This window comes from Brevibacterium aurantiacum (genome assembly GCF_007558825.1).
GTDB classification, from domain to species: Bacteria; Actinomycetota; Actinomycetes; order Actinomycetales; family Brevibacteriaceae; genus Brevibacterium; species Brevibacterium aurantiacum_A.
The window spans coordinates 33,479-57,591 of record NZ_VLTK01000011.1 but is presented as its reverse complement, the minus strand read 5'-3'; the positions used below and the strand labels follow the sequence as shown (position 1 = coordinate 57,591).

General features: G+C 62.0%; 19 protein-coding genes. 14 read left to right on the top strand and 5 right to left on the bottom strand.

Annotated features, from left to right (window positions below; translation table 11 throughout):
- Nucleotides 1-143: 143 nt before the first annotated feature.
- The 10 genes from ftsZ (at nt 144) to nrdR (ending at nt 11,347) form a co-directional block, all read left to right on the top strand.
- Nucleotides 144-1,316, top strand: a complete 1,173-nt coding sequence (gene ftsZ, locus FO013_RS17140; protein ID WP_186293178.1) for a cell division protein FtsZ — start codon at nt 144-146, stop codon at nt 1,314-1,316.
- Between the two features lie 4 nt (nt 1,317-1,320).
- Entirely contained in the window at nt 1,321-2,079 is a 759-nt protein-coding gene (gene pgeF / locus FO013_RS17135; RefSeq protein ID WP_143923777.1) for a peptidoglycan editing factor PgeF, read from the top strand.
- Nucleotides 2,080-2,155: 76 nt separating this feature from the next.
- A complete protein-coding gene (locus FO013_RS17130; RefSeq protein WP_143923776.1) occupies nt 2,156-2,644 on the top strand; it encodes a cell division protein SepF in 489 nt (162 codons plus the stop codon).
- Between the two features lie 102 nt (nt 2,645-2,746).
- Nucleotides 2,747-3,046 (top strand): YggT family protein, encoded by a 300-nt coding sequence (locus FO013_RS17125; protein WP_143923775.1) that lies wholly within the window; start codon nt 2,747-2,749, stop codon nt 3,044-3,046.
- Nucleotides 3,047-3,309: 263 nt separating this feature from the next.
- On the top strand, nt 3,310-4,146 hold the full coding sequence (locus tag FO013_RS17120) for a DivIVA domain-containing protein (protein WP_143923774.1): 837 nt from the start codon (nt 3,310-3,312) through the stop codon (nt 4,144-4,146).
- Nucleotides 4,147-4,278: 132 nt separating this feature from the next.
- The gene (locus tag FO013_RS17115; protein WP_143923773.1) at nt 4,279-4,824 is read left to right on the top strand and encodes a signal peptidase II; all 546 of its coding nucleotides are present in this window, start codon (nt 4,279-4,281) and stop codon (nt 4,822-4,824) included.
- The gene (locus FO013_RS17110; RefSeq protein ID WP_143923772.1) at nt 4,817-5,740 is read left to right on the top strand and encodes an RluA family pseudouridine synthase; all 924 of its coding nucleotides are present in this window, start codon (nt 4,817-4,819) and stop codon (nt 5,738-5,740) included. The genes FO013_RS17115 and FO013_RS17110 overlap by 8 nt, the downstream gene beginning before the upstream one ends.
- Nucleotides 5,741-5,966: 226 nt before the next feature.
- Entirely contained in the window at nt 5,967-9,476 is a 3,510-nt protein-coding gene (dnaE, locus tag FO013_RS17105; protein ID WP_395949939.1) for a DNA polymerase III subunit alpha, read from the top strand.
- A 60-nt stretch (nt 9,477-9,536) separates the two neighbouring features.
- Nucleotides 9,537-10,847, top strand: a complete 1,311-nt coding sequence (gene hisD, locus FO013_RS17100; protein ID WP_143923770.1) for a histidinol dehydrogenase — start codon at nt 9,537-9,539, stop codon at nt 10,845-10,847.
- A gap of 2 nt (nt 10,848-10,849) precedes the next feature.
- Nucleotides 10,850-11,347: a transcriptional regulator NrdR gene (gene nrdR, locus FO013_RS17095; RefSeq protein WP_143923769.1), complete on the top strand. Its 498-nt coding sequence runs from the start codon at nt 10,850-10,852 to the stop codon at nt 11,345-11,347.
- Between the two features lie 312 nt (nt 11,348-11,659).
- Here the strand turns inward: nrdR and FO013_RS17090 are convergent, their stop codons facing one another.
- Together FO013_RS17090 and FO013_RS17085 are read right to left on the bottom strand one after the other, a co-directional pair.
- A complete protein-coding gene (locus FO013_RS17090; protein ID WP_143923768.1) occupies nt 11,660-13,870 on the bottom strand; it encodes a HelD family protein in 2,211 nt (736 codons plus the stop codon).
- 86 nt (nt 13,871-13,956) lie between these two features.
- Complete coding sequence (locus FO013_RS17085) at nt 13,957-14,748, bottom strand: spermidine synthase (RefSeq protein ID WP_143923767.1); 792 nt, start codon at nt 14,746-14,748, stop codon at nt 13,957-13,959.
- Between the two features lie 164 nt (nt 14,749-14,912).
- Between FO013_RS17085 and FO013_RS17080 the strand changes: the two genes are divergently transcribed.
- Together FO013_RS17080 and FO013_RS17075 are read left to right on the top strand one after the other, a co-directional pair.
- Complete coding sequence (locus FO013_RS17080) at nt 14,913-16,100, top strand: DUF4192 family protein (protein WP_143923766.1); 1,188 nt, start codon at nt 14,913-14,915, stop codon at nt 16,098-16,100.
- Nucleotides 16,101-16,287: 187 nt separating this feature from the next.
- Nucleotides 16,288-17,739 (top strand): RNA polymerase sigma factor, encoded by a 1,452-nt coding sequence (locus tag FO013_RS17075; RefSeq protein ID WP_395949916.1) that lies wholly within the window; start codon nt 16,288-16,290, stop codon nt 17,737-17,739.
- Nucleotides 17,740-17,886: 147 nt separating this feature from the next.
- Here FO013_RS17075 and FO013_RS17070 read toward each other — a convergent pair whose 3' ends face one another.
- Entirely contained in the window at nt 17,887-18,585 is a 699-nt protein-coding gene (locus tag FO013_RS17070; protein ID WP_260848228.1) for an N-acetylmuramoyl-L-alanine amidase, read from the bottom strand.
- 253 nt (nt 18,586-18,838) lie between these two features.
- On the opposite strand from FO013_RS17070, the gene FO013_RS17065 reads away from it, so the two are divergent.
- Nucleotides 18,839-20,950, top strand: coding sequence for a DNA gyrase/topoisomerase IV subunit B (locus FO013_RS17065; RefSeq protein ID WP_143923763.1), 2,112 nt, complete (start codon nt 18,839-18,841; stop codon nt 20,948-20,950).
- A 19-nt stretch (nt 20,951-20,969) separates the two neighbouring features.
- Here the strand turns inward: FO013_RS17065 and FO013_RS17060 are convergent, their stop codons facing one another.
- Entirely contained in the window at nt 20,970-21,863 is an 894-nt protein-coding gene (locus FO013_RS17060) for a M56 family metallopeptidase (RefSeq protein ID WP_143923762.1), read from the bottom strand.
- A gap of 18 nt (nt 21,864-21,881) precedes the next feature.
- Nucleotides 21,882-22,244 (bottom strand): BlaI/MecI/CopY family transcriptional regulator, encoded by a 363-nt coding sequence (locus FO013_RS17055; protein ID WP_143923761.1) that lies wholly within the window; start codon nt 22,242-22,244, stop codon nt 21,882-21,884.
- A 296-nt stretch (nt 22,245-22,540) separates the two neighbouring features.
- Between FO013_RS17055 and FO013_RS17050 the strand changes: the two genes are divergently transcribed.
- The gene (locus FO013_RS17050) at nt 22,541-24,106 is read left to right on the top strand and encodes a cytochrome ubiquinol oxidase subunit I (RefSeq protein ID WP_395949937.1); all 1,566 of its coding nucleotides are present in this window, start codon (nt 22,541-22,543) and stop codon (nt 24,104-24,106) included.
- Nucleotides 24,107-24,113: the final 7 nt, after the last annotated feature.

The window sequence follows — 24,113 nt, the reverse complement described above, 5'->3', positions numbered from 1 at the left end:
GGGTCTGAAGTTTGGCCGATGTCCGACACTCCGGAGAGAATGGTTGCAGTGGTGTTGCCCCGGACAATAGCCTCAGGGCAAAGAAGACTTTTCGAATTTGCACGCAGATCATGCGTGGACGATGCGCCGAAAGAGGAACCGACTTGGCTGAATTCCCACAATCCGGAGCGGATATCAAAGTTGCCGGTACCGGCGGCGGCGGTGTCAACGCTGTTCAGAGGATGATCGACGTCGGACTGCGCGGCGTGGAGTTCATCGCGATCAACACCGATGCCCAGGCGCTCGTGCTCTCGGACGCCGATGTGAAGCTGGAGATCGGACGCGACCAGACGCGCGGACTCGGCGCCGGCGCTGATCCGGAGATCGGCCGCAAGGCCGCAGACTCCAGCGAAGAAGCCATCCGCGACGCACTCGAGGGTGCCGACATGGTCTTCGTCACCGCCGGTGAGGGCGGAGGAACAGGCACAGGTGCGGCTCCGGTCGTCGCCCGTGTCGCACGTTCCCTGGGCGCACTGACGATCGGCGTCGTCACCCGCCCATTCACCTTCGAGGGACGACGTCGTTCCGCGCAGGCCGAGGCCGGCATCGCCGCGCTTCGCGAAGAGGTCGACACCCTCATCGTCATCCCCAACGACCGACTGCTCTCCATCTCGGACCGCAGCGTCTCCGTCGTCGACGCATTCCGCTCGGCTGATGAGGTGCTGCGCTCGGGTGTCCAGGGCATCACCGACCTCATCTCCGTTCCCGGACTGATCAACCTCGACTTCGCCGACGTGAAGTCCGTGATGCAGGACGCTGGCACGGCGCTCATGGGCATCGGAGCAGCCACCGGGGATGACCGTGCCGTTCAGGCGGCCGAGTCCGCCATCGCCTCACCTCTGCTCGAAGCCAGCATCGACGGCGCCCATGGCGTGCTGTTCTGCATCCAGGGCGGTGCCGACCTCGGCCTGTTCGAAGTCAACGAAGCAGCCCGACTGGTGCAGGAAGCCGCGCATCCCGAAGCCAACATCATCTTCGGTGCAGTCATCGATGACAACATCGGCGACGAATGCCGCGTCACCGTGATCGCCGCCGGCTTCGACAACACGGTGGCAGGCCAGGACTCGGCCCCAGCCGAGGCTGCTGTGCCTGCCTCGATTCCGATGGCGACGAGCCCGGCAGAAGTCGAACCAGCGCCAGCCGAACAGGCTGAACCGGCACCGGACGACGAGCCTGAACCTCGCAGCGACGAGCACAAGATTCCGGCGTCCCTGCCCAATGAGCGCAGCACCTCGAGCCTCGACAACGACCTCGATATCCCAGATTTCCTGAAGTAATAAGATGTTGCACTCGAGATTCGTCGTTCCCGGAAGGCTGAAGGCACATGTTGCGTTCACCGACCGGCACGGCGGCTACTCGAGAGGCGACCTGTCATCGTTCAACCTCGCCCGCCACGTCGGGGACGATGATGAGCTCGTCGCCGCCAACCGGGCCGCTCTGGCTCAGGTGCTCGGGCTGAGTGGCGAGCGGCTGAACTTCGTGTCCCAGGTTCATGGAACCGATGTGCACATCATCAATTCGCCGGAACAGCTGCGCGAGGATCCTGTGACAGCCGACGCTCAGGTCACGACCCGCGCCGGTATCGGACTGGCCATCATGGTCGCAGACTGCACTCCGATCATGCTTGCAGACACCGAGGCTGGTGTCATCGGCGCGATTCATGCCGGCCGGCCCGGAATGACATCAGGCGTCGTGCCGGAGACGATCACCCGAATGCAGGATCTGGGTGCCACGGACATCCACGCGATCATCGGACCATCAGTGTGCCCACGCTGCTACGAAGTTCCCGCCGCACTGCGGGACGAGGTCGCCGCAGTCGAACCTGTGGCCGCCTCCGTGTCTGTCACAGGAACCCCGGCGATCGACGTCGCGGGGGCGGCGGCTGAACAGCTGCGCCGTGCAGGTGTGAGCATCGACCATTTCTCACGAACCTGCACACGGGAATCCGAGGATCTGTTCTCCTACCGGAGACAGCACAGTACCGGCCGATTCGCAGGCGTGGTCTGGCTCCAGGAAGAAAACCCCACGACACACCCATGAGACTCACCCGCCGGGCTGGTCTGTTGAGATAGTTTGGCGGCAGGCGAGGAAGTGCCGAAGGCCGAGGAGTGGAAAAATGTCAGCAATCAAGAAGACGCTGGAATACCTGGGTTTCGTCGAAGAAGAGGACGAGCCCATCGAACGTCGGGACCGTGAGGTCATCGACACCTACGAAGAGCCCGTCGAAGACTATGTCGAGGACGAGGAACGGCCCCCTGCCCAAGTGACGCCGATCCATCCGACACCGATACGTCCAGTTGACTCTCCCGCGCCAGGAATCTCCATGAATCGCATCAAGACCATCCATCCCCGCAGCTATAACGACGCTATGGTGATCGGTGCCGCGTTCCGTGAGGGAACACCGGTGATCATGAACCTGTCCGAGATGGACGAGAACAACTCGAAGCGCCTCGTCGACTTCTCAGCTGGACTGATCTTCGGTCTGCACGGTTCCATCGAGCGCGTGACGAACAAGGTGTTTCTTCTCACGCCTGAGAACATCGAGGTCAGCGGAGAGAACGAGTCGGATCCGGACACTCAGGCGAGTTTCTTCAACCAGAGTTGAGCTGTTCGACCTCCGGTTGACGACGCTCTTATCTCATCCTCAGCTCCGACGTATAAGCTGTGGATCGACAGCTAAGCATCAAAGAAAGGCACGAGGAAACACGTGGCCATCATCTTCTACATCCTCGGCACGGCACTCAGTCTTTACGTCTACGTTCTCCTGGCACGGGTGGTCCTCGACCTCGTTCAGGTGTTCTCGCGCGAGTGGAAGCCCGCCGGCTTCTTCCTTGTGCTGGCGGAGATCGTGTACACATTGACCGATCCGCCGCTGCGTCTGCTGCGCAAGGTGATTCCACCCTTGCGGTTGGGACAGATCTCACTGGATCTGGGCTTCATCGTGCTGCTGATCGGAATTCAGATACTGGCATCGGTGCTGTTCAACTTCTCGAGGGTGACCGCCTGACATCAGCTGCTCGGACGACGCAAGGCGACGTGTTACCACTTCGTTACGTGAATGATGCACACGTCACTGTGAGAATCGTGAGATGGTGCCCAGTTCGCTGAACAGTTCCGAGTGTTGCTAGGCTCGATTATTACAACTTCGTCATATGAAAATTGCGACACGGCTTTTCTGCAGGACAAAACTGCAGGTGTTACGCTAATGTGACGTTGAAGCCGTCTTGATGGCGGCAGCGTAATGAATGTAGATCGACCAAAGGTGACCTCATGGCGCTCACGCCTGAAGACGTAGTAAACAAGCGGTTCCAGCATGTGAAGTTCCGCGACGGGTACGACCAGGATGAAGTCGACGATTTCCTCGATGAGGTTGTCGTAGAGATCCGCCGTCTCTACCAGGAGAACGACGAACTTCGTCAGAAGCTCTCCACTGCCGAACAGCGCGTCAAGGAACTCGACGCCGGCGGGGCATCTGCTGCGGCACCTGCTCAAGACATCGATGCCACTCAGGCTATGCCTGCTGCGGTGCCGGCTCCCTCTTCGCGGAACAACGCCGATGCGCCGAAGCAGGGCCAGACTCCTGCGGCACCTGCTGTTCCGGAGAAAACCGAGCAGTCTTCGGCACCTGCAGTCCGGGAAGCATCGCCCGCTTCGCAGACCCCTCCTGCGAACCAATCAGCTCCAGCCGCCAACGGCGCTGCACCTGCAGCGGCAGGCACTGCCGCAGGGCTGGGCATCGGATCGAGCTTGGGCAACGGAGACGGCGACGCGCATGGCCTCATTGCGCTTGCTCAACGCGTCCACGACGAGCACGTGGCAGAGGGCGAACGCCGTCGCGACGAGCTCATCAGGAGTGCCGAGACCGAAGCCAAGGACATCGTCGGCAAGGCCGAGACCAAGCGCGACGAGACCCTGTCGACTCTGGAAACTCAGAAGTCGACTCTCGAGCGTTCGATCGACCAGCTATCGAACTTCGAGCGTCAGTACCGTACGCGTCTGAAGAGCTACCTCAACGATCAGCTGCGCGACCTCGAGAACTCAACCAGTCTGGCACCGGAGACCCTGGACGGGAACTCCTTCGGTTCGTCGTCGAATCACAAACTCTGATTCGTCACAGCAGACACGCAAGGTCCGGGAACTCCAAGGAGATCCCGGGCCTTGTTCGTGCCCTTTTGAGTTGGACCAAAGCTTCAGAGCCGGCGCCCTCGTGCCCTCAGACAGTGAGTTAGAATGAGCCAAATGAACGACGATGCCACTGAGACGAGACCCCGGCGGCGCAGAATGCTCGGGACGTTGTTCGGCATAGCCGTTCTCGTCCTCGCGGTGGACCAGTTCACCAAACTCCTCGCAGTCACTTTCCTTGAAGGTCAGGAGCCGATCTCGGTCATCGGCACACTGGCGGGCTTCAACTTCTACCGGAACCCTGGTGCGGCGCTGGGCCTCGGCTCCGGAGTGACCTGGATCTTCCCCTTGATCGCGATCATTGTGTTCGCAGGCATCATCATGCTGTCGAGGAAGTTGGGTTCGGTGGCGTGGGCTATCGGACTGGGACTGCTCCTGGGCGGATTGTTCGGCAACCTCGTGGATCGGCTGTTTCGTCAGCCCGGCTTCCTCCACGGAGCCGTCGTCGATTTCATCGACCTATCGTTTTTCATCTGCAATGTCGCTGACATTGCGATATCCGCAGCGGCAGTCACCCTTGTGGTGGCAAGCCTCAAAGGCATTGAACTGGACGGATCGGACTCGAAGCACCCGAGCACGGTCGGAGAGGACACACATGGCTGAACGCTCGATCCTGGTACCCGAGGGCCTAGAGGGCCAGCGGGTGGACTCGGCGCTGTCGAAGCTGCTGGGGCTCTCCCGCACAGCAGCCGCCGACATCTGCGCAGAAGGGGGCGTGCAGCTATCCGGACAGATCGTGGCTAAATCAGACCGCGTCGAAGCCGGTGCACGCCTGGACATCATGATGCCCGAGCCTCCACGCCCTTTGGAGGTCGTGCCAGATCCGGTCCCGGGGATGAAGATCGTCCATGACGAGGATTCCTTCGTCGTCGTCGACAAACCCGTCGGCGTCGCGGCACACCCAGCGTTGGGGTGGAAGGGGCGCACCGTCGTCGGCGGGCTCGCGGCCGCCGGTTTCAGGATTGCCACTTCGGGTGCGCCAGAGCGGCAGGGGATCGTGCAGCGTCTCGACGTGGGCACCTCGGGCCTGATGGTCATCGCGAAGAGCGAGTACGCCTACAGCGTGCTCAAGCGCGCGTTCAAGGAACGAACCGTGGAGAAGACCTATCACGCGGTTGTCCAGGGACTGCCGGATCCGGTGCTCGGCACGATCGACGCACCCATCGCTCGCAACCCGCGACACGACGGCCTCTATGCCGTCCACAGCGGAGGCAAGAACGCGATCACCCACTATGAGGTCCTCGAAGCGCACCGTCGGGCCTCCCTGGTGGAGGTTCACCTCGAAACCGGACGCACCCACCAGATCCGAGTTCATTTCTCCGCCCTCAAGCGACCCTGCGTCGGTGATCTTCCCTACGGAGCCGATCCGGGCCTGGCCAAGGATCTGCGCCTGGAACGTCAGTGGCTGCATGCCGTCAAACTCGGATTCCATCACCCGGACTCGAACGAATGGGTCGAATTCGAGAGCGGATACCCCGATGACCTGCAGTATGCGATCGATCGCATCCGCACACCCTGAACGCAAGCCAGGTGAGTGCACCGAACACCGCATCATCTCCTCGCTGGCCGTTTCTGTTTCGGCCACCGAGGCGGTGGCGCAGGCACCGTCGGGCGAGTCTCGAATGATCTGATCTGCGGGTCCCGGATGGTCTAAGCTGGTGGTCGCAACACAGGTCATATCAGAGGGAAGGCTGCCAGTGCCGAAAGACGATTTCGTCCATCTTCACGTCCACACCGAATACTCCATGTTGGACGGAGCAGCCCGACTCACGGACCTGATGGCCGCGACGAAGGCCTCGGGAATGTCGGCCATCGCGACTACGGACCATGGCTACCTGTTCGGTGCCTTCGACTTCTGGTCGCAGGCGACCGCCGCCGGCATCAAACCCATCATCGGAGTCGAAGCCTATGTCACCCCGGGCACGGACCGGCGCGACAAGACGAGGGTGAAATGGCGCACGGATGAGTCGCAGAAGCGCGATGACCTCTCAGGCGGCGGTGCCTATACCCACATGACGCTGCTCTCCCGCAATAACACCGGCATGCGCAATCTGTTCAAGGCCTCGTCATTCGCCTCTCTCGATTCGGTGTTCAGCAAATGGCCGCGCATCGACCAGGAGCTGCTGGAAACCTATTCCGATGGGCTGCTCGCGACCACAGGCTGCCCTTCGGGGGAGATCCAGGTTCGGCTGCGACTGGGACAATACGAAGAGGCCAAGGCCGCGGCCGGCAAATACCGTGAGATGTTCGGCAAGGACAACTACTACGTCGAACTCATGGACCACGGCCTCTCCATCGAAAAGCGAGTGACCAAGGACCTGATCCGTCTGTCGAAGGAGATGGACATTCCGTTGGTCGCGACCAACGACCTGCACTACACCCATGAGTCTGACGCCAAGGCGCACGAGGCGCTGCTGGCCATTCAGTCAGGGTCGAAGCTCATCGAACCCACCTACGACCAGGGCGGTTCGCGCTTCGCCTTCTCCGGTTCCGGCTACTACCTCAAATCGGGTGCGGAGATGCGGGCGCTGTTCTCCGAGTTCCCCGAAGCCTGCGACAACACGCTTGAGATCGCCGAGAAATGCGAAGTCTCCTTCGACACCTCGGCGAACTACATGCCGAAGTTCCCCTGCCCGCCCGGAGAGGATGAGACATCCTGGCTGGTCAAAGAGGTGCAGACGGGGCTCGAATATCGGTACCCGGGAGGAATTCCCGACGATGTGCGCAAACAGGCAGACTACGAACTCGACGTCATCATCTCGATGGGCTTCCCCGGCTACTTCCTCGTCGTCGCCGACTTCATCAACTGGTCGAAGGACAACGGCATCCGGGTCGGGCCTGGACGTGGCTCAGGTGCCGGTTCCATGGTCGCCTACGCAATGCGCATCACCGATCTGGACCCGCTCAAACACGGACTGTTCTTCGAGCGGTTCCTCAATCCCGACCGTGTCTCCATGCCCGACTTCGACGTCGACTTCGATGATCGTCGCCGTGGCGAGGTCATCGAATATGTGACCAGAAAATACGGCGACGAACGTGTCGCGATGATCGTCACCTACGGCACGATCAAGACGAAGATGGCGCTCAAGGACTCCGCTCGAGTCCTCGGCAAGCCGTTCTCGATGGGGGAGCGCCTGACCAAGGCCCTGCCACCGGCCGAGATGGCCAAGGACATTCCGCTGGCCGATATCGAGAATACAGAATCCAAGCGCTACAACGAGGCGGGGGAATTCCGAGCATTCGTCGACTCGGACCCCGATGCACGTGAGACCTTTGAAACCGCTAAAGGCATCGAAGGGCTGAAACGGCAGTGGGGCGTCCACGCTGCCGGTGTCATCATGTCCTCGGATCCGATCATCGATGTCATTCCGATCATGCGCCGGTTCCAGGACGGCCAGGTCATCACGCAGTTCGACTACCCCACCTCTGAGGGTCTCGGACTGATCAAGATGGACTTCCTGGGGCTGCGAAACCTCACGATCATCTCCGACGCTGGGGAGAACATCAAGGCGAACCGTGATTACGATCTTGATCTGGAGCACCTGGATCTTGATGATCGCGGGGCCTACGATCTTCTCTCCCGTGGCGACACCCTCGGTGTGTTCCAGCTCGACGGCGGCGGACTGCGCGCCCTGCTGCGGCTGATGAAGCCGGACAACTTCGAAGACATCTCCGCGACGATTGCGCTCTACCGTCCTGGCCCGATGGGTGCCGACTCCCACACGAACTTCGCACTTCGCAAGAACGGGCTGCAGGAAGTCACACCGATCCACCCGGAGCTCGAAGAGCCGCTAGAGGACATCCTCGGCACCACCTACGGACTCATCATCTACCAGGAGCAGGTGATGGCGATCGCGCAGAAGGTCGCCGGATACTCGCTGGGTCAAGCAGACATCCTGCGTCGAGCGATGGGCAAGAAGAAGAAGTCCGAGCTGGACAAACAGCAGGTGGGCTTCTTCGGAGGGATGAAGGAACGCGGCTACTCCGAGCCGGCAGCGCAGGCTCTGTGGGACATTCTGCTGCCCTTCTCCGACTATGCGTTCAACAAGGCGCACTCGGCTGCCTACGGCCTCGTGTCCTACTGGACCGCGTTCCTCAAAGCCCACTACACGGCAGAGTACATGGCAGCCCTGCTCACCTCGGTGGGCGACAACAAGGACAAGCTCGCCATCTACCTCAACGAGTGCCGGCGGTTGGGCATCACCGTGCTGCCTCCGGACGTCAACGATTCGGCTCTGCACTTCACCCCAGTCGGTCAGGACATCCGCTTCGGCATGGGTGCAGTGCGCAACGTCGGTGCCAACGTCGTCGATGGCATCGTCGAGGCACGTGAAGAGAGGGGGGCATTCACCTCGTTCACGGACTTCCTCGACAAGGTGCCCAGCCATGTGTGCAACAAGCGCACGATCGAATCGCTCATCAAAGCAGGCGGCTTCGACTCGCTGGGGCAGACCCGGCGATCTCTCGTCGAAGTGCACGAAGAAGCAGTGGATTCGGTCATCGGCGTCAAACGGCAAGAGGCCAATGGGCAGTTCGACCTGTTCGCCGGCCTCGGCGGGGACGATGATGAACCGAGCTTCTCCGTTGCGATTCCCGATCGTCCCGAATGGGAGAAGAAGGAGAAGCTGGCCTTCGAACGCGACATGATCGGCCTCTATGTCTCCGACCACCCCCTCAACGGTCTTGAGGGAGTCCTCGCCGCTGAATCGGAGGCCTCCATCGCCGATGTGGTGGATCCGGAGACTCATCGCCACGACGGTTCCCAGGTGAAGATCTGTGGAATGATCACCCAGGTTGCGCGCAAGGTCTCGAAGAACTCGGGCAAACCGTATGCGATCGTGACCGTGGAGGACCTCGAAGCAGAGGTCGAGGTGATGTTCTTCGGCGACACCTACGAACCCGTTGCGAGCCTGCTGGCCACCGACCTCGTCATCAGCCTGACGGGACGCATCCGGCTCTCCGATGATCGACCGACCTCGATGATGGCGATGTCGATGACGATCCCTGACGTCACCGATCCGAAGGACCGGCCGCTCAACCTGATGCTGCCGATGGAGAAGGCGACGGAGGAGATGGCATCCAAGCTGCTCCGGGTCCTGGAATCACACAAGGGACAGACCGATGTGCACCTGGTCCTCTCGCAGCCGGGCAGACAGACGGTGATGCGGCTCGACCGCGCCATCCGCGTCGACCCGAATCCCAGCCTCTACGGTGACCTCAAGGCACTGTTGGGATCTCGTTGCCTGACCGCCTGAGGCATTGCCTGAGCGCCTGCAGCGGAGGCCGAGGCAAGCGGCGAAGGGACGGGGACTAGAATGGTGCGAGTGAACATTCTGGACTTCCGCGGTGAGAGACTGAGCAAGAGATTCCTCAAGCAGAGGCTGCCCCGTGCCGCCGATACACATGCCGATATCGAACGACGAGTGGCCGATCTGCTGAGCCGGGTGCAGGCCGAGGGCACTCGTGCCGTGAGGGAATTCACCGCGAGATTCGACTCCGTCGAACTCGAGGCTCTGCGTGTGCCCGTCTCCGCGCTGAAACGCGCCGAAGACGAACTGGACGCTTCCGTCAAAGCTGCCCTGGTCGAATCGATCTCTCGGGCAAGGAAGGTCGCTGACGACCAGCGCCCCACCGATGTCCGCACAGAGTTGGCCTCCGGTGCCCACGTCACCACACGGCACCTGCCGATCGAACGGGTCGGCCTCTATGTACCCGGCGGACTGGCCGTCTATCCATCCACCGTCGTGATGAACGTCGTGCCGGCTCAGGCAGCAGGGTCCGCCTCACTGGCCATCGCCAGTCCACCCCAGAGCAATGGGCTGCCTCACCCCACAGTGCTCGCCACAGCCCACATCCTCGGCGTCGATGAAGTCTGGGCCATGGGCGGTGCCCAGGCTATCGGTGCGCTTGCCTACGGCCTTGACGATGAGGAGCAGCTGGAACCTGTCGACCTCATCACGGGCCCGGGCAACGCCTACGTCGCCGCCGCGAAATCACTCATGCGAACGCATGTGGGCATCGACGCGGTCGCCGGACCCACCGAGATCATCATCCTCGCCGATGCGAGCGCAGATCCGGCGTTCGTCGCCGCCGACCTCATCAGCCAGGCCGAACACGACGAACTCGCTGCTTCGGTCCTTGTGACCGACTCGACCGAATTGGTTGAACGGGTGCAGGCCCAACTCGCAGCCCAGGTCCCCGCCGCGACCCACAAGGAGCGGATCGGCATCGCCCTGGCAGGGAAGCAGTCCGCTATCGTCCTCGTCGATGATCTGGACGCAGGAATCGATGTCGTCAACGGGTACGCCGGAGAGCACGTCGAGGTCCACACCGCGGACGCTCATTCGGTTGCCGCGCGGATCACCAACGGGGGAGCGGTGTTCGTCGGGGACTGGACACCGGTGTCGCTGGGAGACTACTGCGCAGGATCGAATCACGTCCTGCCCACGATGGGAACGGCAGCACACGGATCCGGACTGGGCGTGCACTCATTCATCAAGGTCAGCCAGGTCATCGACTATGACCGTTCGGCTCTGGCCGAGGTTGCCGACCACATCGAGGTGCTGGCAGGCAGCGAACAGCTCCCCGCTCACGGTCGAGCCGTCAGCATCAGGTTCGAGGAGTAGATATGCGTTGTCCGTTCTGTCGTGAATCAGATTCTCGAGTCGTCGATTCGCGCACCAGCGAAGACGGCGCCGCGATCCGTCGCAGGCGTCAGTGCCGCCATTGCGGGCGCCGCTTCACAACCATGGAAGCGACCAGCCTGTCGGTGATCAAGCGCTCCGGTGTGACAGAAGAGTTCTCCCGTCAGAAGATCATGTCTGGTGTGCGCAAAGCCTGTCAGGGGCGACCGGTCAACGATGACGATCTGGCGAAACTGGCACAGAAGGTCGAAGAGGACATTCGTTCCAAGGGGATTGCTGAGATCGACGCCGATGAGGTGGGGCTGAGCATTCTCGAGCCCCTGCGTGAGCTCGACCAGGTCGCGTACCTGCGGTTTGCCAGCGTCTACCAGGGCTTCGACTCCCTGGAAGACTTTGAGACGGCGATCGACTCACTGCGTGCGGATGCGGCTCTGAAATCGGGGGATGCCAGGCAGGCGACGCCCGAAGATTTCCACGACTGAGAAAATCACCCCATAAATCTGTGAGCGGAGTAGTCCAGCGCACCGATTCTTGTGTAACATTGACAGTGCGCGCTTCTGGCGCGCGGCCGCTTGCGGTTCGGAGGGGAAGCCGAACCGTTAAGCGGCCCTTTACTTTCTCCATGACGATGGCAACAGCCTGGTTGCAGGCCGACCATCGGCGCAGATTGAAACGCAGATTGAAACGCAGATTGAAACGCAGATTGAAACAGAGGGCGCATCGGAGATGACTCCGATGCGCCCTCTGTCTGCGTCCGGCAGGTGCCGGTAAACGCGTGAGATGCCGCGCTGAAATCAGTCGGCCATGAGCTCGCTCAGTTCGGTCGCTGCCGCAGCCAGGATCCGGAGTCGGTCCGTGGTTCGCGTCAGCGATACATAGAGCGCGCCGACCCCGTCCTCGTGACCGTCAGGGGCGATCAGCCCCGGTTCGACGATGACGACCGAATCGAATTCAAGTCCCTTCGCCTGCTGCGCCGTGATGACTGCGATCTGATGGTCGAGGCCGGTGACCGAGCGGCCGATGTCGAAGCCGGCGAGCACCTCGGCGACGGAATCGATGAGATCGGCAGGCGCGATCACGGCGATCTTCCCACCTTCCACGGATTCGACCTCATCAGTGACGGTGGGCACGAGGGCATTGACCGCGTCCTGCGTCGAAGCGAACGACTGCATGTGCGGGTCAGGGCCGCCCTGCCGGACGGATTCGACGAGTTCGAGCTGCGGGAAATGACGGTGCAGGTAGCGGTTGGCCAGGTCCATCACCGACTGGGGCGTCCGGTAGGACACGGTCAGCACCTGCAGTGCGTAACGGTCCCCGACGAACTCGGACAGGATGGAATTCCACGTCCGGGTGTTGTCCACGTGCGAGGACTGTGCCAGGTCGCCCACGACAGTCGCGGACTTCGACGGAACTCGCCGGAAGAGCACACGCCACTGCATTGGCGAAAGCTCCTGAGCCTCATCGACGACGAGGTGGCCGTAGGTCCATTCGCGATCATCGAGCGCCCGCTCTGCCAGAGTGACAGTCGGTCCCTCTTCCTCCCACCTGGCGGCAAGCGTCTCGGCATCGATGAGGGCAGAGGTGTCGGTCATATCGAGGACCGCCTCGGCGTACTCACGAGCGGACTCGTCGCGGGCAGCAGTCTGCTGCGGACTGCTGCCGAGCAGTTCCGCGAGTTCGTCGAGGAGAGGAACGTCCTCAACGGTGAGCTCGGCATTGGGCGGGCGAATCAGCGTCTGCTGATCTTCGGGCGAGAGCAGGTGGCTGGCAGCGGCCTGCAGCTTGTGCGGTTTCGACAGCAGGGCACGGAGCGCCGCAGCAGGACTGATCGGGAACCAGGCGAGGTTGAGAGCTCGGCGCACATCCACGCTCGAGCGCAGCTCGTCCATCAGCTCCGGCAGTCTCTCACCTGCACCGTCGAGGCCCATCTCCCTGGCCAGATCTTCTGCGAGTGTCTTGAGCAGACCTGAGACGAAGCCGGTCCGGGCGGCGTTGTGAGCATCCCCGCTGCGACGGGCTCGATCGCGAGCTCCGCGCACGTCGCGGCGGCGCAGCCAGATGGTGTGTGAGCCGACGCGCAGCTCTTCGTCCTGCTCGGGGATCCGTTCGTAGTTCGCGATGTGGTTCTTCAGCACCGCGGCCATCTCGGAGCGGCCCTTGATCACTGCCACATCCGTGTCATCGGTCAGCTCGGTCTCGAGACCTGGATAGAGCTGGCCCGGTGTCAGCAGAAGCGCACCGGTCTCGCCGAGGCTGGGCAGGACCTTCTCGATGTACTTGAGGAACACAGCGGAGGGGCCGACGAGCAGCACGCCCGACTTGGCGATCCGCTCACGGTGCCGATAGAGGAGGAAGGCCGCGCGGTGGAGTGCCACCGCCGTCTTCCCGGTTCCCGGCCCACCTTGAACCACGAGCACACCCTGGAGGGGTTGGCGGATGATGGCATCCTGTTCGGCCTGAATGGTCGCGACGATATCGCCCATCCGACCGGTCCGGTGATTCGTGAGTGCCGCGATCAGCGCACCCTCGCCCTGCAGATTCGATCGGTCGGCATCGTCGAGAGCCTCGATGTCGAGCACATCGTCCTCGAGGTCTGTGACCGTGCGGTTCTTCGTCACCAGGTGGCGGCGCCGCACGACTCCCGCCGGGTTGGCAGCAGTCGACTGGTAGAAGCGCTCCGAAGCCGGTGCGCGCCAATCGATGAGGATCTGCTGACGGTTGGCGTCGGTGAGCCCGATCCGTCCGATGTAGCTGGGCTCGGCGTCGGTTCTGAAATCGAGACGGCCGAAGCACAGCCCGTCTTCGGCGCTGTTGAGCCGGATCAGCTGGTCCTCATACAGGGTGGCGAACGCATCCCGTTCGCTCCGGTGCTGATGATTGCCGCCGACTTCGGAGATCCTCACCGTACCCAGCCGGGCAGTTGCCTCATCTCGTAATTCGTCGAGTCGTGCATAGAGCTCGTCAAGCTTGACCTGCTCGACGCGTATTTCTGAAGTCTCGGTCATCTCACCTTCCCAATCGGCATTCCATTATGCCGAACTTTTCTCACCGGGAGTAGTTGGAAGCAATGAATCATGCCAGGTGTGTTCCGTCACAGCCCCAGTCGCGACTTCAGCGCTTGCCCCGTAAGGAAAGTCGCCATTGTCGCCGCAGTGCGCAGACTCCTATCGAGCTCGTGCACGTGCAGCGGCGAATTGGAGGCGATGACGACCACGTTCCCACGTCTGCGTCCCTTGAGGATTCCGGGCTCGGCGGCGGCAGCGACATGGTCGAACGCAGAATTCAGCAGCTCCAGTTCTGCTCTGAGGACGCGGTGGTCACCAGCATCGGGGACGTTGGCGATATAGACACCCGAGTCCTTGAGGATGCGCGCACAGGTGGTGAAGAACACCGAGGTCTGCAGTGCAGGTGGCACCGAGTCATGATCGAAGGCATCACGGATGAGCACGTCAAGGGTGTCGGGACGGAACTTTTCGGCTTCGACCGTGCCGTCTCCGGCACGCAGAGCCAGACCAGGTGCGCGCGGCAGATCGAACCAGGTGCGTGAGTAGTCGAGGAGCAGGGGATCGATATCGATCGCTGTCTGCTTCGAACCGGGCCGCTGGGCATGAATGGCCCGGGCAAGTGCACATCCCGCAGCCCCGATGTGGACTGCTCGCAGCGGACCGGCCGCGAACTGGACATCGATGATCCGTGACATCCAATCCAGATATTCGAAGTCCAGCCGAGTCGGCTCGCTCAGAGTGATCGATGAGGAAGGCACCCCGTTGACATGGAGGATATAGCTGTCGACCTCCCCGTCGACCTTCTCCAGGCGCGCGGTGCCGGTCGAGATTTCGACGACTTGTGAGCCAGGTGCTGTGTATATCCGTCGTTTTGCCACCCCTCACTTGTATGCCAGTTGAGCCGCGGTGGCAATTCTGTGCGACTTCGCTTGGGGAGATCGGCCCACACTCATGTGCGTTCGGGGTGTGGACGCCGCAAGCGTTTCCACATGTGCACAGCTCACTCTGGTCAACCTGGCAGGGCAGGAGCTGAAGTGTTGTCATGGAGACCACAGCGAAGACAGCAGAAGACATCATCGGAATCGTGCCCCACACTCTCGGTTACATTCCACGGGAGAGCCTCGTGGCCGTCATCGTGGGCACCGACGAACACGGCGCCCAGACATGTGCGACGACGCTTCGCGTCGACTTCGACCTGGAGACAGCGGCCCATCTCGTGGCCGAAGGTGGTCAGTGGTACAGCGATCTCATCGCTGGAGCGTGCACGGCGACAGGGGTGTTCCTCGTCCTCTACGACTCGGAGTACCAGAGCGGATTGCCAGTGGCGGCTCTGGCAGGAGCCAGCGGGCACAGCGACGAGTACCCACGCGTCCACCGAGACCTCATCCGGGCGGTGATCGATGAGATCGCGCTGTCGTTGGGGGACCGAGGCATCGATACGCTGAGCGCATGGTGGGTCAGCGAGGAGCGATTCGGCCGCATCGACGACGATGCTCAGATCAGCACGCTGCTCGAAGCCGCCTCGACCTCGGCGTGTGCAACGGAACTCGTCGCGGCGGGTTCCTCTCCTGCGGCGTCCCCGCGGGAACTCGTGGTCAGGCCCGTGTCGGCAGCAGAATTCACCGCCAGTCGCAACGGCCAACGCGACATCTGGCTGAGCATCGCCGAAGGCTTCGACGTCCTATCCATCCTCTACCCTCGCCTCGCTCGCCTGAGCGAGGTCGAGGACAGCATCGACCCGACTGCCCTCGCAGAGCTGATGACTCTGCAGACGACCATGGCCGTCGACGCGATCCTCAGCGAAAAATGGTCCCGGGACGCACTAGAAATGATCCTCAGCTTCGATCACCCGAATTTCGCACCAGCCGACATCGAAAAGTGCGGTCCCGGACGGCTGCACCTTCGCGCACAGAGATACGCGAGGTCCCCGCAGGCCGCACAGGAGATGGTGGGGCTTTCCCCACGCGCACCTCGCCCCCGTGATGTTCAGTTGGGCATTGAGTTCCTCAAAGCCTATATACCCTTTGGACATCCCGACGTTCGGGCCACCGCATATGCTGTGATCGCATGGTTCGAATGGTCGTTGGGAGGCTCGACCATGGCAGAGCACTACGCCCAGGCAGGGCTCGAACTCGATGCTGACCATGCGATGGCCACCCTGATCCTGAACGCAGTGGAACAGGGGTATCTCCCACGGTGGCTGATGTCAGCACGCCGAGGCCCCGGATGAGTCCGACGATACGGTGGCGGCTCTCACGAAGAGCTTGGCGCAGGGCCCCGAACCCCCGTCCGGGGCCCAATTCGCAAAGCCGGGAATATCGTGCGAAAATTGGGTGTTGACCCTGTCATAGCATCATGGGCGAACTCTGTGTTCCCCACGGGCCAGATATCTGGACCTCTTGACATGGGTCTTAGTAATGTCCTGGTGCATTCGAGAAGTTTCAACGCTCGCGAAAGGTGAACACGTGCCGAGAGTCGACAAGGAATCCACGACGGTGACGGAAGAGTCGGAGGGAACGGCCGCCAACACTTCCACCGTTGGATCCAAGACCACTGCGGCGTCGAAGGGAGCCAAGACGACGAAGGCATCGGCTTCAGCGACCGCAGCGGAGACCGGGACCAAGCAGACCACCGCGGCCCGAAAGACCACGACCGCCAAAGTCGCTGCGACGAAATCGACCGCAGCTAAGGTGGCGAAGACCGCCGCCGCTAAGAAGACGGTGACGAAGCCCACCAAGGCCGCGGGGGCGAAGAAGAAGTCCGACGACGTGCTCGAGGCGGGCGAGGCAGCCGAGCCGGCAACTGATGCTCTCGGCACTGAGCAGAGCCCAGCTGAGGCGACCGAGACGAAGAACTCCGAAGAGAAGGAGAAGAACGCCGCTGTCACAGAGGCCGGCGGCTTCATCGTCTCCGACGCCGACGAAGAAGATGCACCTGCACAGCAGGTCGTCTCTGCGGGCGCGACCGCGGACCCGGTCAAGGACTACCTCAAGCAGATCGGCAAGGTCGCACTGCTCAACGCGGCCGAAGAGGTCGATCTGGCCAAGCGCATCGAAGCCGGAATGTACGCCGAGCACCTGCTCGATGCCGGTGGCATCACCGAACCCCGTGAGTCCATGGACTACAAGTGGATCATCCACGATGGTCGCATTGCGAAGAACCACCTCCTCGAGGCCAACCTGCGTCTCGTCGTCTCATTGGCCAAGCGCTACACCGGCCGTGGAATGCTCTTCCTCGACCTGATTCAGGAGGGCAACCTGGGCCTCATCCGTGCAGTCGAGAAGTTCGACTACACGAAGGGGTTCAAGTTCTCGACCTACGCCACGTGGTGGATCCGTCAGGCCATCACCCGTGCCATGGCCGATCAGGCTCGCACCATTCGCATTCCCGTGCACATGGTCGAGGTCATCAACAAGCTTGCGCGTGTCCAGCGTCAGATGCTGCAGGACCTCGGACGCGAACCGAGCCCGGAAGAGCTCGCCAAGGAACTCGACATGACGCCTGAGCGTGTCGTCGAGGTTCAGAAATACGGCCGCGAGCCCATCTCTCTGCACACGCCGCTGGGCGAAGACGGCGACTCGGAGTTCGGTGACCTCATCGAGGACTCCGAAGCAGTCGTGCCGTCTGACTCGGTCAGCTTCACCCTGCTGCAGGAACAGCTGCACTCGGTTCTCGACACCTTGTCCGAACGCGAAGCCGGTGTCGTGTCGATGCGCTTCGGCCTCAACGACGGTCAACCGAAGACACTGGATGAGATCGGCAAGGTCTACGGAGTCACGCGTGAGCGTATCCGCCAGATAGAGTCGAAGACGATGGCGAAGCTGCGGCACCCCTCGCGCTCCCAGGTTCTGCGGGACTACCTCGACTGACACAGCTGTCTCCTGCCATGGCTGCGGCCTCACGGCATGAGCTCGGTGACGACGATCGCCTGCGGACGCGAATATTCGCGTCCGCAGGCGATCTGTCTGTTGCAGGACCTGCTCAGACGGGGTCGTTCAGGTTCGATCGCTGCCCGTTCAGTACCAGTCGACGATGCCCTGCATCAGAGCCTCGGCATACTTCTGCTGACCGGACTTCGATTCCATGGTCTCGGCTTCGTCGGGATTGCGCATCTCACCGCATTCGACGATGACGGCAGGAACCGAGGCGTTGTTGAGTCCTGCAAGGTCGGGGCGCCGACTGATGGCGTTCTTCCCGTAGGCGCTGTTAGGGGTGAACTGGTCAGCCAATGCCTTACTCATAGCATCGGCGAGGCGGTTCGAGTCGTCTTCGACAGCTTCGGAGCTGCCCGGTTCCGCGACGATGACATGAAAGCCCTTGGGCGTGGCCGATTCGCTGCCGTTGGCGTGGATGCTGACCATGAGGTCTGCGTCATCGGCGAACGTGCCGCGCTCGTCGACGCAGGGGCCCACGCCCGTGTTGTCGTCGCGACTCATGACCACCTCGGCCCCCGCGTCTTCGAGTTCCCGTTCGAGCTTCTGTGCAACGCCCCAGTTGAAATCAGTCTCGGGATAATCAGTATCCGTCGCGGTTCCGGTGGTGTTGCAGGCTTTGGTCCCACCTCGTCCATCCGGAACTGGGCGGGCGATCTTGTTCGGGTGTGAGGCGTTGCCTCCGTTGTGACCAGGGTCAATGGCGATCGTGCGACCGCTGAGGTCGACCGCAGGATCCGTTGTTGGGGTATCCTGCGCGGCGGGGCTCGTCGAACTCGGCATTGCCTCGGGCTCTGCCGGTGTGGACGCAGCGGGTTGCGACGGCGGCCTCGCATTGCACCCCGTGAGGCCCGGCAAGGTGAGAACCACGCACAAGAGTGGGACAAGGGCACTGCGACGAGGAGACATAGTGCCATTGTTCCAGGAAAGATGTCGGCAACAGGTGGTTTCGGCGGAATCGACACGAGACACGGACCGCAATGGCAGAGACAGAGCCGGTTGAGGGATTAGAATTTAATCGAACGAGAGGAAACGTGTGGAAGAGGAAAGTTACGGCGCCAGGCATCTGTCAGTGTTGTCGGGTCTCGAAGCGGTTCGCAAGCGTCCGGGTATGTACATCGGGACCACTGATTCCCGTGGGCTGATGCACTGCCTGTGGGAGATCATCGACAATGCCGTCGACGAGGCTCTGGGCGGCTTCGGCAAGTCGATCCTCATCGAACTCGAACCGGACGGCTCAGTGGCGGTCACGGACAGCGGCCGAGGCATCCCCGTGGACATCGAGCCCAAGACGGGACTGACCGGCGTCGAGGTGGTTCTGACCAAGCTCCACGCCGGAGGCAAGTTCGGCGGCAGTTCCTATGCCGCGTCCGGCGGTCTGCACGGCGTCGGCGCCTCCGTCGTCAATGCACTCTCTGCTCGACTCGATGTCGAAGTCACGCGTGGGTCGAAGGTTCACAAGATGTCCTTCCACAGAGGTGTGCCGGGGCGCTTCGACGATTCCTCCGGACAGCCCGGTCCTGACAACCCATTCGAGGAGTTCCAGGAGCCGACCGGGCTCGATGTCGTCCGCAAGGCGAAGAAGGGAGTCACGGGTACCCGAGTCCAGTACTGGGCTGACCCGCAGATATTCCTGTCCAAGGCCCAGTTCGACTACCAGCACCTCGTCGAGCGTGCACGCCAGACGGCATTCCTCGTCCCCGGGCTCGAACTGCGCATCGAAGATCGCCGTGGAGTCGCCCGCGACGAGACCGGCGAGGTCATCGCCGAACGCCTCGAGGTCTTCCGCTTCGACGGCGGCATCACCGAATTCGTCGACCATCTGTCGATCGACCCGCCGATGACGGACACCTGGCGTCTGCAGGACACCGGAAAATTCAGCGAGACAGTCCCAGTGCTCGACTCCTCGGGTCACCTGGTCTCGAAAGAGGTCGAGCGCGAAGTGGGCGTCGATATCGCCTTGAGGTGGGGGACCGGCTACGACACGAAGGTCAAGTCCTTCGTCAACGTCGTGTCCACTCCGCACGGCGGAACCCACCTGGCAGGTTTCGAGCAGGCCAGCCTCAAGGCCATGCGCAAGGCTGTCGAGGCCAACGCCCGCAAGCTCAAGCTGGGCAAGGACAAACTCGAGAAGGACGACGTGCTGGCCGGCCTGACAGCGGTGGTCACGGTGCAGTTGGCCGAGCCGCAGTTCGAGGGGCAGACCAAGGAAGTACTGGGTACGGCCGCGGTCAGGCAGATCGTGGCGAAGACGGTCGAGAAGCAACTGGGCGACATCCTGTCCTCGACCAAGCGCGCAGAGAAGCAGCAGGCCGCGGTCCTCATGGAGAAGGTCGTCGCGGAGCTCAAGTCGCGCATCTCGGCTCGCACGCACAAGGAGAACCAGCGGCGCAAAACGGCGCTCGAGGCATCCTCCCTGCCAGCCAAACTCTACGACTGCCGTGACAACGGAGTGGAGAACACAGAGCTGTTCATCGTTGAGGGCGACTCCGCGATGGGAACGGCGAAAGCCGCTCGCAACTCCGACCACCAGGCACTGTTTCCCATCCGCGGCAAGATCCTCAACGTGCAGAAGGCATCGTTGTCGGACATGTTGGCCAACGTCGAATGTGCTGCACTGATCCAGGTCATCGGGGCCGGATCCGGCCGCAGCTTCGACATTGACGCGGCCCGCTACGGACGTGTCATCATCATGACCGACGCCGACGTCGACGGTGCTCACATCCGGACCCTGCTGCTGACCCTGTTCTTCCGCTATATGAAGCCACTGGTCGAACAGGGTCGAGTGTTCGCGGCTGTGCCGCCCCTGCACCGTGTGGAGGTGGTCACGAAGCGCGGGACGCCCAACGACGTCATCTACACCTACAGCGAGGCAGAACTCCATGCTCTGCTGAAGAAGCTGGAGAAGTCGAAGAAGGCATACAAGGAACCCATCCAGCGCTACAAGGGACTGGGTGAGATGGATGCCGACCAGCTGGCGGAGACGACGATGGATCCGAGCATGCGCACACTGCGCCGAGTGACCATGGCCGACGCCGAGGCAGCAGAGAACACCTTCGAGCTTCTGATGGGGTCATCTGTCGGACCGCGAAAAGAGTTCATCGTCTCGGGAGCCGCTGTTCTCGACGCTGAACGCATCGACAGCTGAGCCGGGGCGACGCGAGGGGTCAGAATCCGGGAGCGACGGGGGCGAAGAGCAACAAGCTGGGGACCAGCAGCAGGCCCAGCGCCACAAGCGTCGACGTCACGCGCACCGGTACCCGTGCAGGGTCCAGAGGCCGGGACAGACGGTCGATCCGCTGAGTCGAGAGATCGCTGCGATGCTCTGGGCTGATGCCCGCCGCTTCTCGCACTGCCTTCGCCAGAATCGCCGGGTCGACGTGCTCGCGAGCCTGGTCATCGGCCATGAGTTCAATCAGACCATTGACTGAGTTGAGGCCGATCGCGGTAGCCGAGAAGAACGGCAGAGCACGGTGCCACGCGGCGAAGGGAATCACCAGCACGTCGTGGCGGAAGTCCAGATGGGCTCTCTCATGTGCGATGACGGCTGTGCGCTCGTCCTCGCCGAGGACTTCGAGCAGTCCTGTTGAGAGCACTGCAGTTCCTTTGCGCGGCCCCTGTGGCAGGCAATAGGCGACAGCTTCGTCGGTCGTGATGATCCGCGTATCAGGGTACGTCGCGGATGGTTCGCTGAGCAGATGCAGAATCTCATCATGGCGAATGCGAGTTCTGCGCGCGGAGTAGAACGTCAGGGCAAGACAACCCAGCAGTCGGGCGATGAGTGCCATTGCGATGATGAGGAAAATCCAGGCGAAGACCGTGAGATGAGCGTGCGACTGTCCTCTGGCGAGCTGCCAGAGTCCCTCAGGCAGACTGTGCGAAGTCGGAGCAACGGCAAAAGCCAGTGCTGTGCCGATAAGTGAGAGGCCACCGGAGAGGCCGACGGCCTGCCACAGAATGACCTGCGAGATGGGATCTCCCCGAAAACGGGAGAGCGCGGCCGGAACCGGCCACGCTAAGAGAAATGCAAGTACCGCGAGGACGGATCCCACGACGCTCATGCTCGGGAACGACCTGCGTCAGGAGTTGGTCGAGTGATTGCGTCCCAGCATCTTACGCAGGGCCTTAGTGTCGGCCTCCGATACGGTGCCGAGGAATCGGGCAAGAACGGCCTGGCGATCCGGGGCCTGTGACAGGACTTCGGTCATCAGCTCTGCAACATGGTCTTCCCGCGTCGAAACTGCGAGGTAGCGATGCGGACGGATGCTGCGGTCGCGAGTGACGAACCCCTTCTTCTCCAGCCGGGTGAGGACGGTGTGGACGGTGGTCAGTGCCAGATCGCGTGCTGCCAGCACGTCGCGGAGTTCGGCCGCGCTCAACCCATCATCATGTACCCAGATGGCGTCCATGACGCTGCGTTCGAGTTCGCCCAGTGTTCCCACGGTGTCCTTGTCCTTCGAGGTGATGGTCCTTGTTGCCAGTTCAGTCTAACTCTACAAGCTGTCGAATTCCATGTGAGATCGACTGCAATTCGCTTCGTCGCCGCTGCTGGTGCGCTGTTCGGTCGAATCGGTGTCCTGCACATCTCGGGGGAATGGGGTGAACTCAAACCGGCACTGACGCACGTTCTGGGACGGCAGATCTTAGATGGCGGAATGTTGCCGCGATAGCTTCTACGCGCTGTAGAATTCTACGTGTTGTAGAAATTTGGTCTTCCGCGAACGGAGTACCCATGGACCTGGATCCGGTTCTCATCGGGCGCTGGCAATTCGGCATCACCACCGTCTATCACTTCTGGATGGTCCCACTCACCCTCGGCCTCGGCATGCTGGTCGCGATTCTGCAGACCATGTACCACCGCACGGGCAATGAGATGTACCTGCGCAGCACCAAGTTCTTCGGGAAGCTCTTCCTCATCAACTTCATCATGGGTGTGGCGACCGGCCTGGTCCAAGAGTTTCAGTTCGGTATGGCCTGGAGCGAGTATTCCCGTTTCGTCGGGGACGTCTTCGGTGCGCCGCTCGCGCTGGAAGCGCTGCTCGCGTTCTTCCTGGAGTCGACGTTCCTTGGGCTCTGGATCTTCGGCTGGGGCAGAATCCCTCGTGCTGTCCATCTGGGCAGCCTCTGGTGTGCGGTCATCGGGTCGTGGATCTCCGCCTACTTCATCATCGTCGCGAACTCGTGGATGCAGCATCCGGTCGGGGTCGAAATGGTCGACGGCAGACCGGTGATGACCGATGTCTGGGCAGTGCTGACGAACAACACGGCGATCGCCGCCTACACCCACGCGCTGTGCGGGGCGCTGGCCGTCGGCGGCAGCTTCCTGCTCGGAATCTCCTGGTATCACCTGTACCGCCGGCGCAAAGACGGAATTGACACCATCGGAGCCGACGGAAAGGTCGTCGTCGGCTCCGCTCCCGATGTGCCCGGACGAGATGCCATCGATCACCAGGTCTGGATCCGTTCCCTGCGGATCGGCGCGGTCGTCGGCATCGTCGCCTTCGCCGGTGTGGCGATCACCGGCGACATCCAGTCAAAGCTCATGTTCGAACAACAGCCCATGAAGATGGCCTCGGCTGAGGCTGCCTGCCACGATGGAACGGAGTTCTCGGTGCTCACGATCGGAGACCCCTCCTCGAACGACTGTGATGGTGTTGAGAACGTGTTCGAGATCCCCGGTCTGCTGTCCTTCCTCGCCAACGGCGACTTCGACACCCCGGTCCACGGTGTGACGACTCTGCTTCCTGACTACCAGGAGAAGTACGGCACCCATCTTCCCGAGGATGAACGCTACGGCCAGCACTCCGGCGAGAAGATCGACTACCAGCCCATCATGATCGTCACCTACTGGGGCTTTCGTCTCATGATCGGATTCGGCATGATCGCAGCGGGAGTCAGCGCCCTGGCGCTGTGGCTGACGCGCAAGGGCACCGTCCCCGCCTCGGCCTGGCTGATGCGTGCGGCGCTCCTGTCCATCACAGCACCCTTCATCGCGAACTCTGCCGGTTGGATCTTCACGGAGATGGGACGTCAGCCGTTCGTGGTCGCGCCGAATCCCGCACGACAAGACGCTGTGTACATGTTCACCCAGGCTGCACTGTCGCCCCAACTCACGCCGGCGATGCTGCTGTTCTCCTTGATCAGCCTCAGCCTCGTCTACGGCGTTCTGATGGTGGTCGAACTGCGGCTGCTCATCGTCTACATCAGGGGAGGGGTCGCCTCGGCGATGCCTGAGGTCACGAAGACCAACCACACCCCGCGGATCACGAACGACGAAGACGACGTCCTGTCGTTCGCGTACTGAGGAGAAG

Coding starts and splice junctions, on each gene's coding strand:
- pgeF (WP_143923777.1), top strand. CDS start 1,321: ATGTTGCACTCGAGATTCGTCGTTCCCGGAAGGCTGAAGGCACATGTT.
- FO013_RS17130 (WP_143923776.1), top strand. CDS start 2,156: ATGTCAGCAATCAAGAAGACGCTGGAATACCTGGGTTTCGTCGAAGAA.
- FO013_RS17120 (WP_143923774.1), top strand. CDS start 3,310: ATGGCGCTCACGCCTGAAGACGTAGTAAACAAGCGGTTCCAGCATGTG.
- FO013_RS17115 (WP_143923773.1), top strand. CDS start 4,279: ATGAACGACGATGCCACTGAGACGAGACCCCGGCGGCGCAGAATGCTC.
- FO013_RS17110 (WP_143923772.1), top strand. CDS start 4,817: ATGGCTGAACGCTCGATCCTGGTACCCGAGGGCCTAGAGGGCCAGCGG.
- dnaE (WP_395949939.1), top strand. CDS start 5,967: ATGTTGGACGGAGCAGCCCGACTCACGGACCTGATGGCCGCGACGAAG.
- hisD (WP_143923770.1), top strand. CDS start 9,537: ATGGTGCGAGTGAACATTCTGGACTTCCGCGGTGAGAGACTGAGCAAG.
- nrdR (WP_143923769.1), top strand. CDS start 10,850: ATGCGTTGTCCGTTCTGTCGTGAATCAGATTCTCGAGTCGTCGATTCG.
- FO013_RS17090 (WP_143923768.1), bottom strand. CDS start 13,870: ATGACCGAGACTTCAGAAATACGCGTCGAGCAGGTCAAGCTTGACGAG.
- FO013_RS17080 (WP_143923766.1), top strand. CDS start 14,913: ATGGAGACCACAGCGAAGACAGCAGAAGACATCATCGGAATCGTGCCC.
- FO013_RS17075 (WP_395949916.1), top strand. CDS start 16,288: ATGTCCTGGTGCATTCGAGAAGTTTCAACGCTCGCGAAAGGTGAACAC.
- FO013_RS17070 (WP_260848228.1), bottom strand. CDS start 18,585: ATGCCGAGTTCGACGAGCCCCGCCGCGCAGGATACCCCAACAACGGAT.
- FO013_RS17060 (WP_143923762.1), bottom strand. CDS start 21,863: ATGAGCGTCGTGGGATCCGTCCTCGCGGTACTTGCATTTCTCTTAGCG.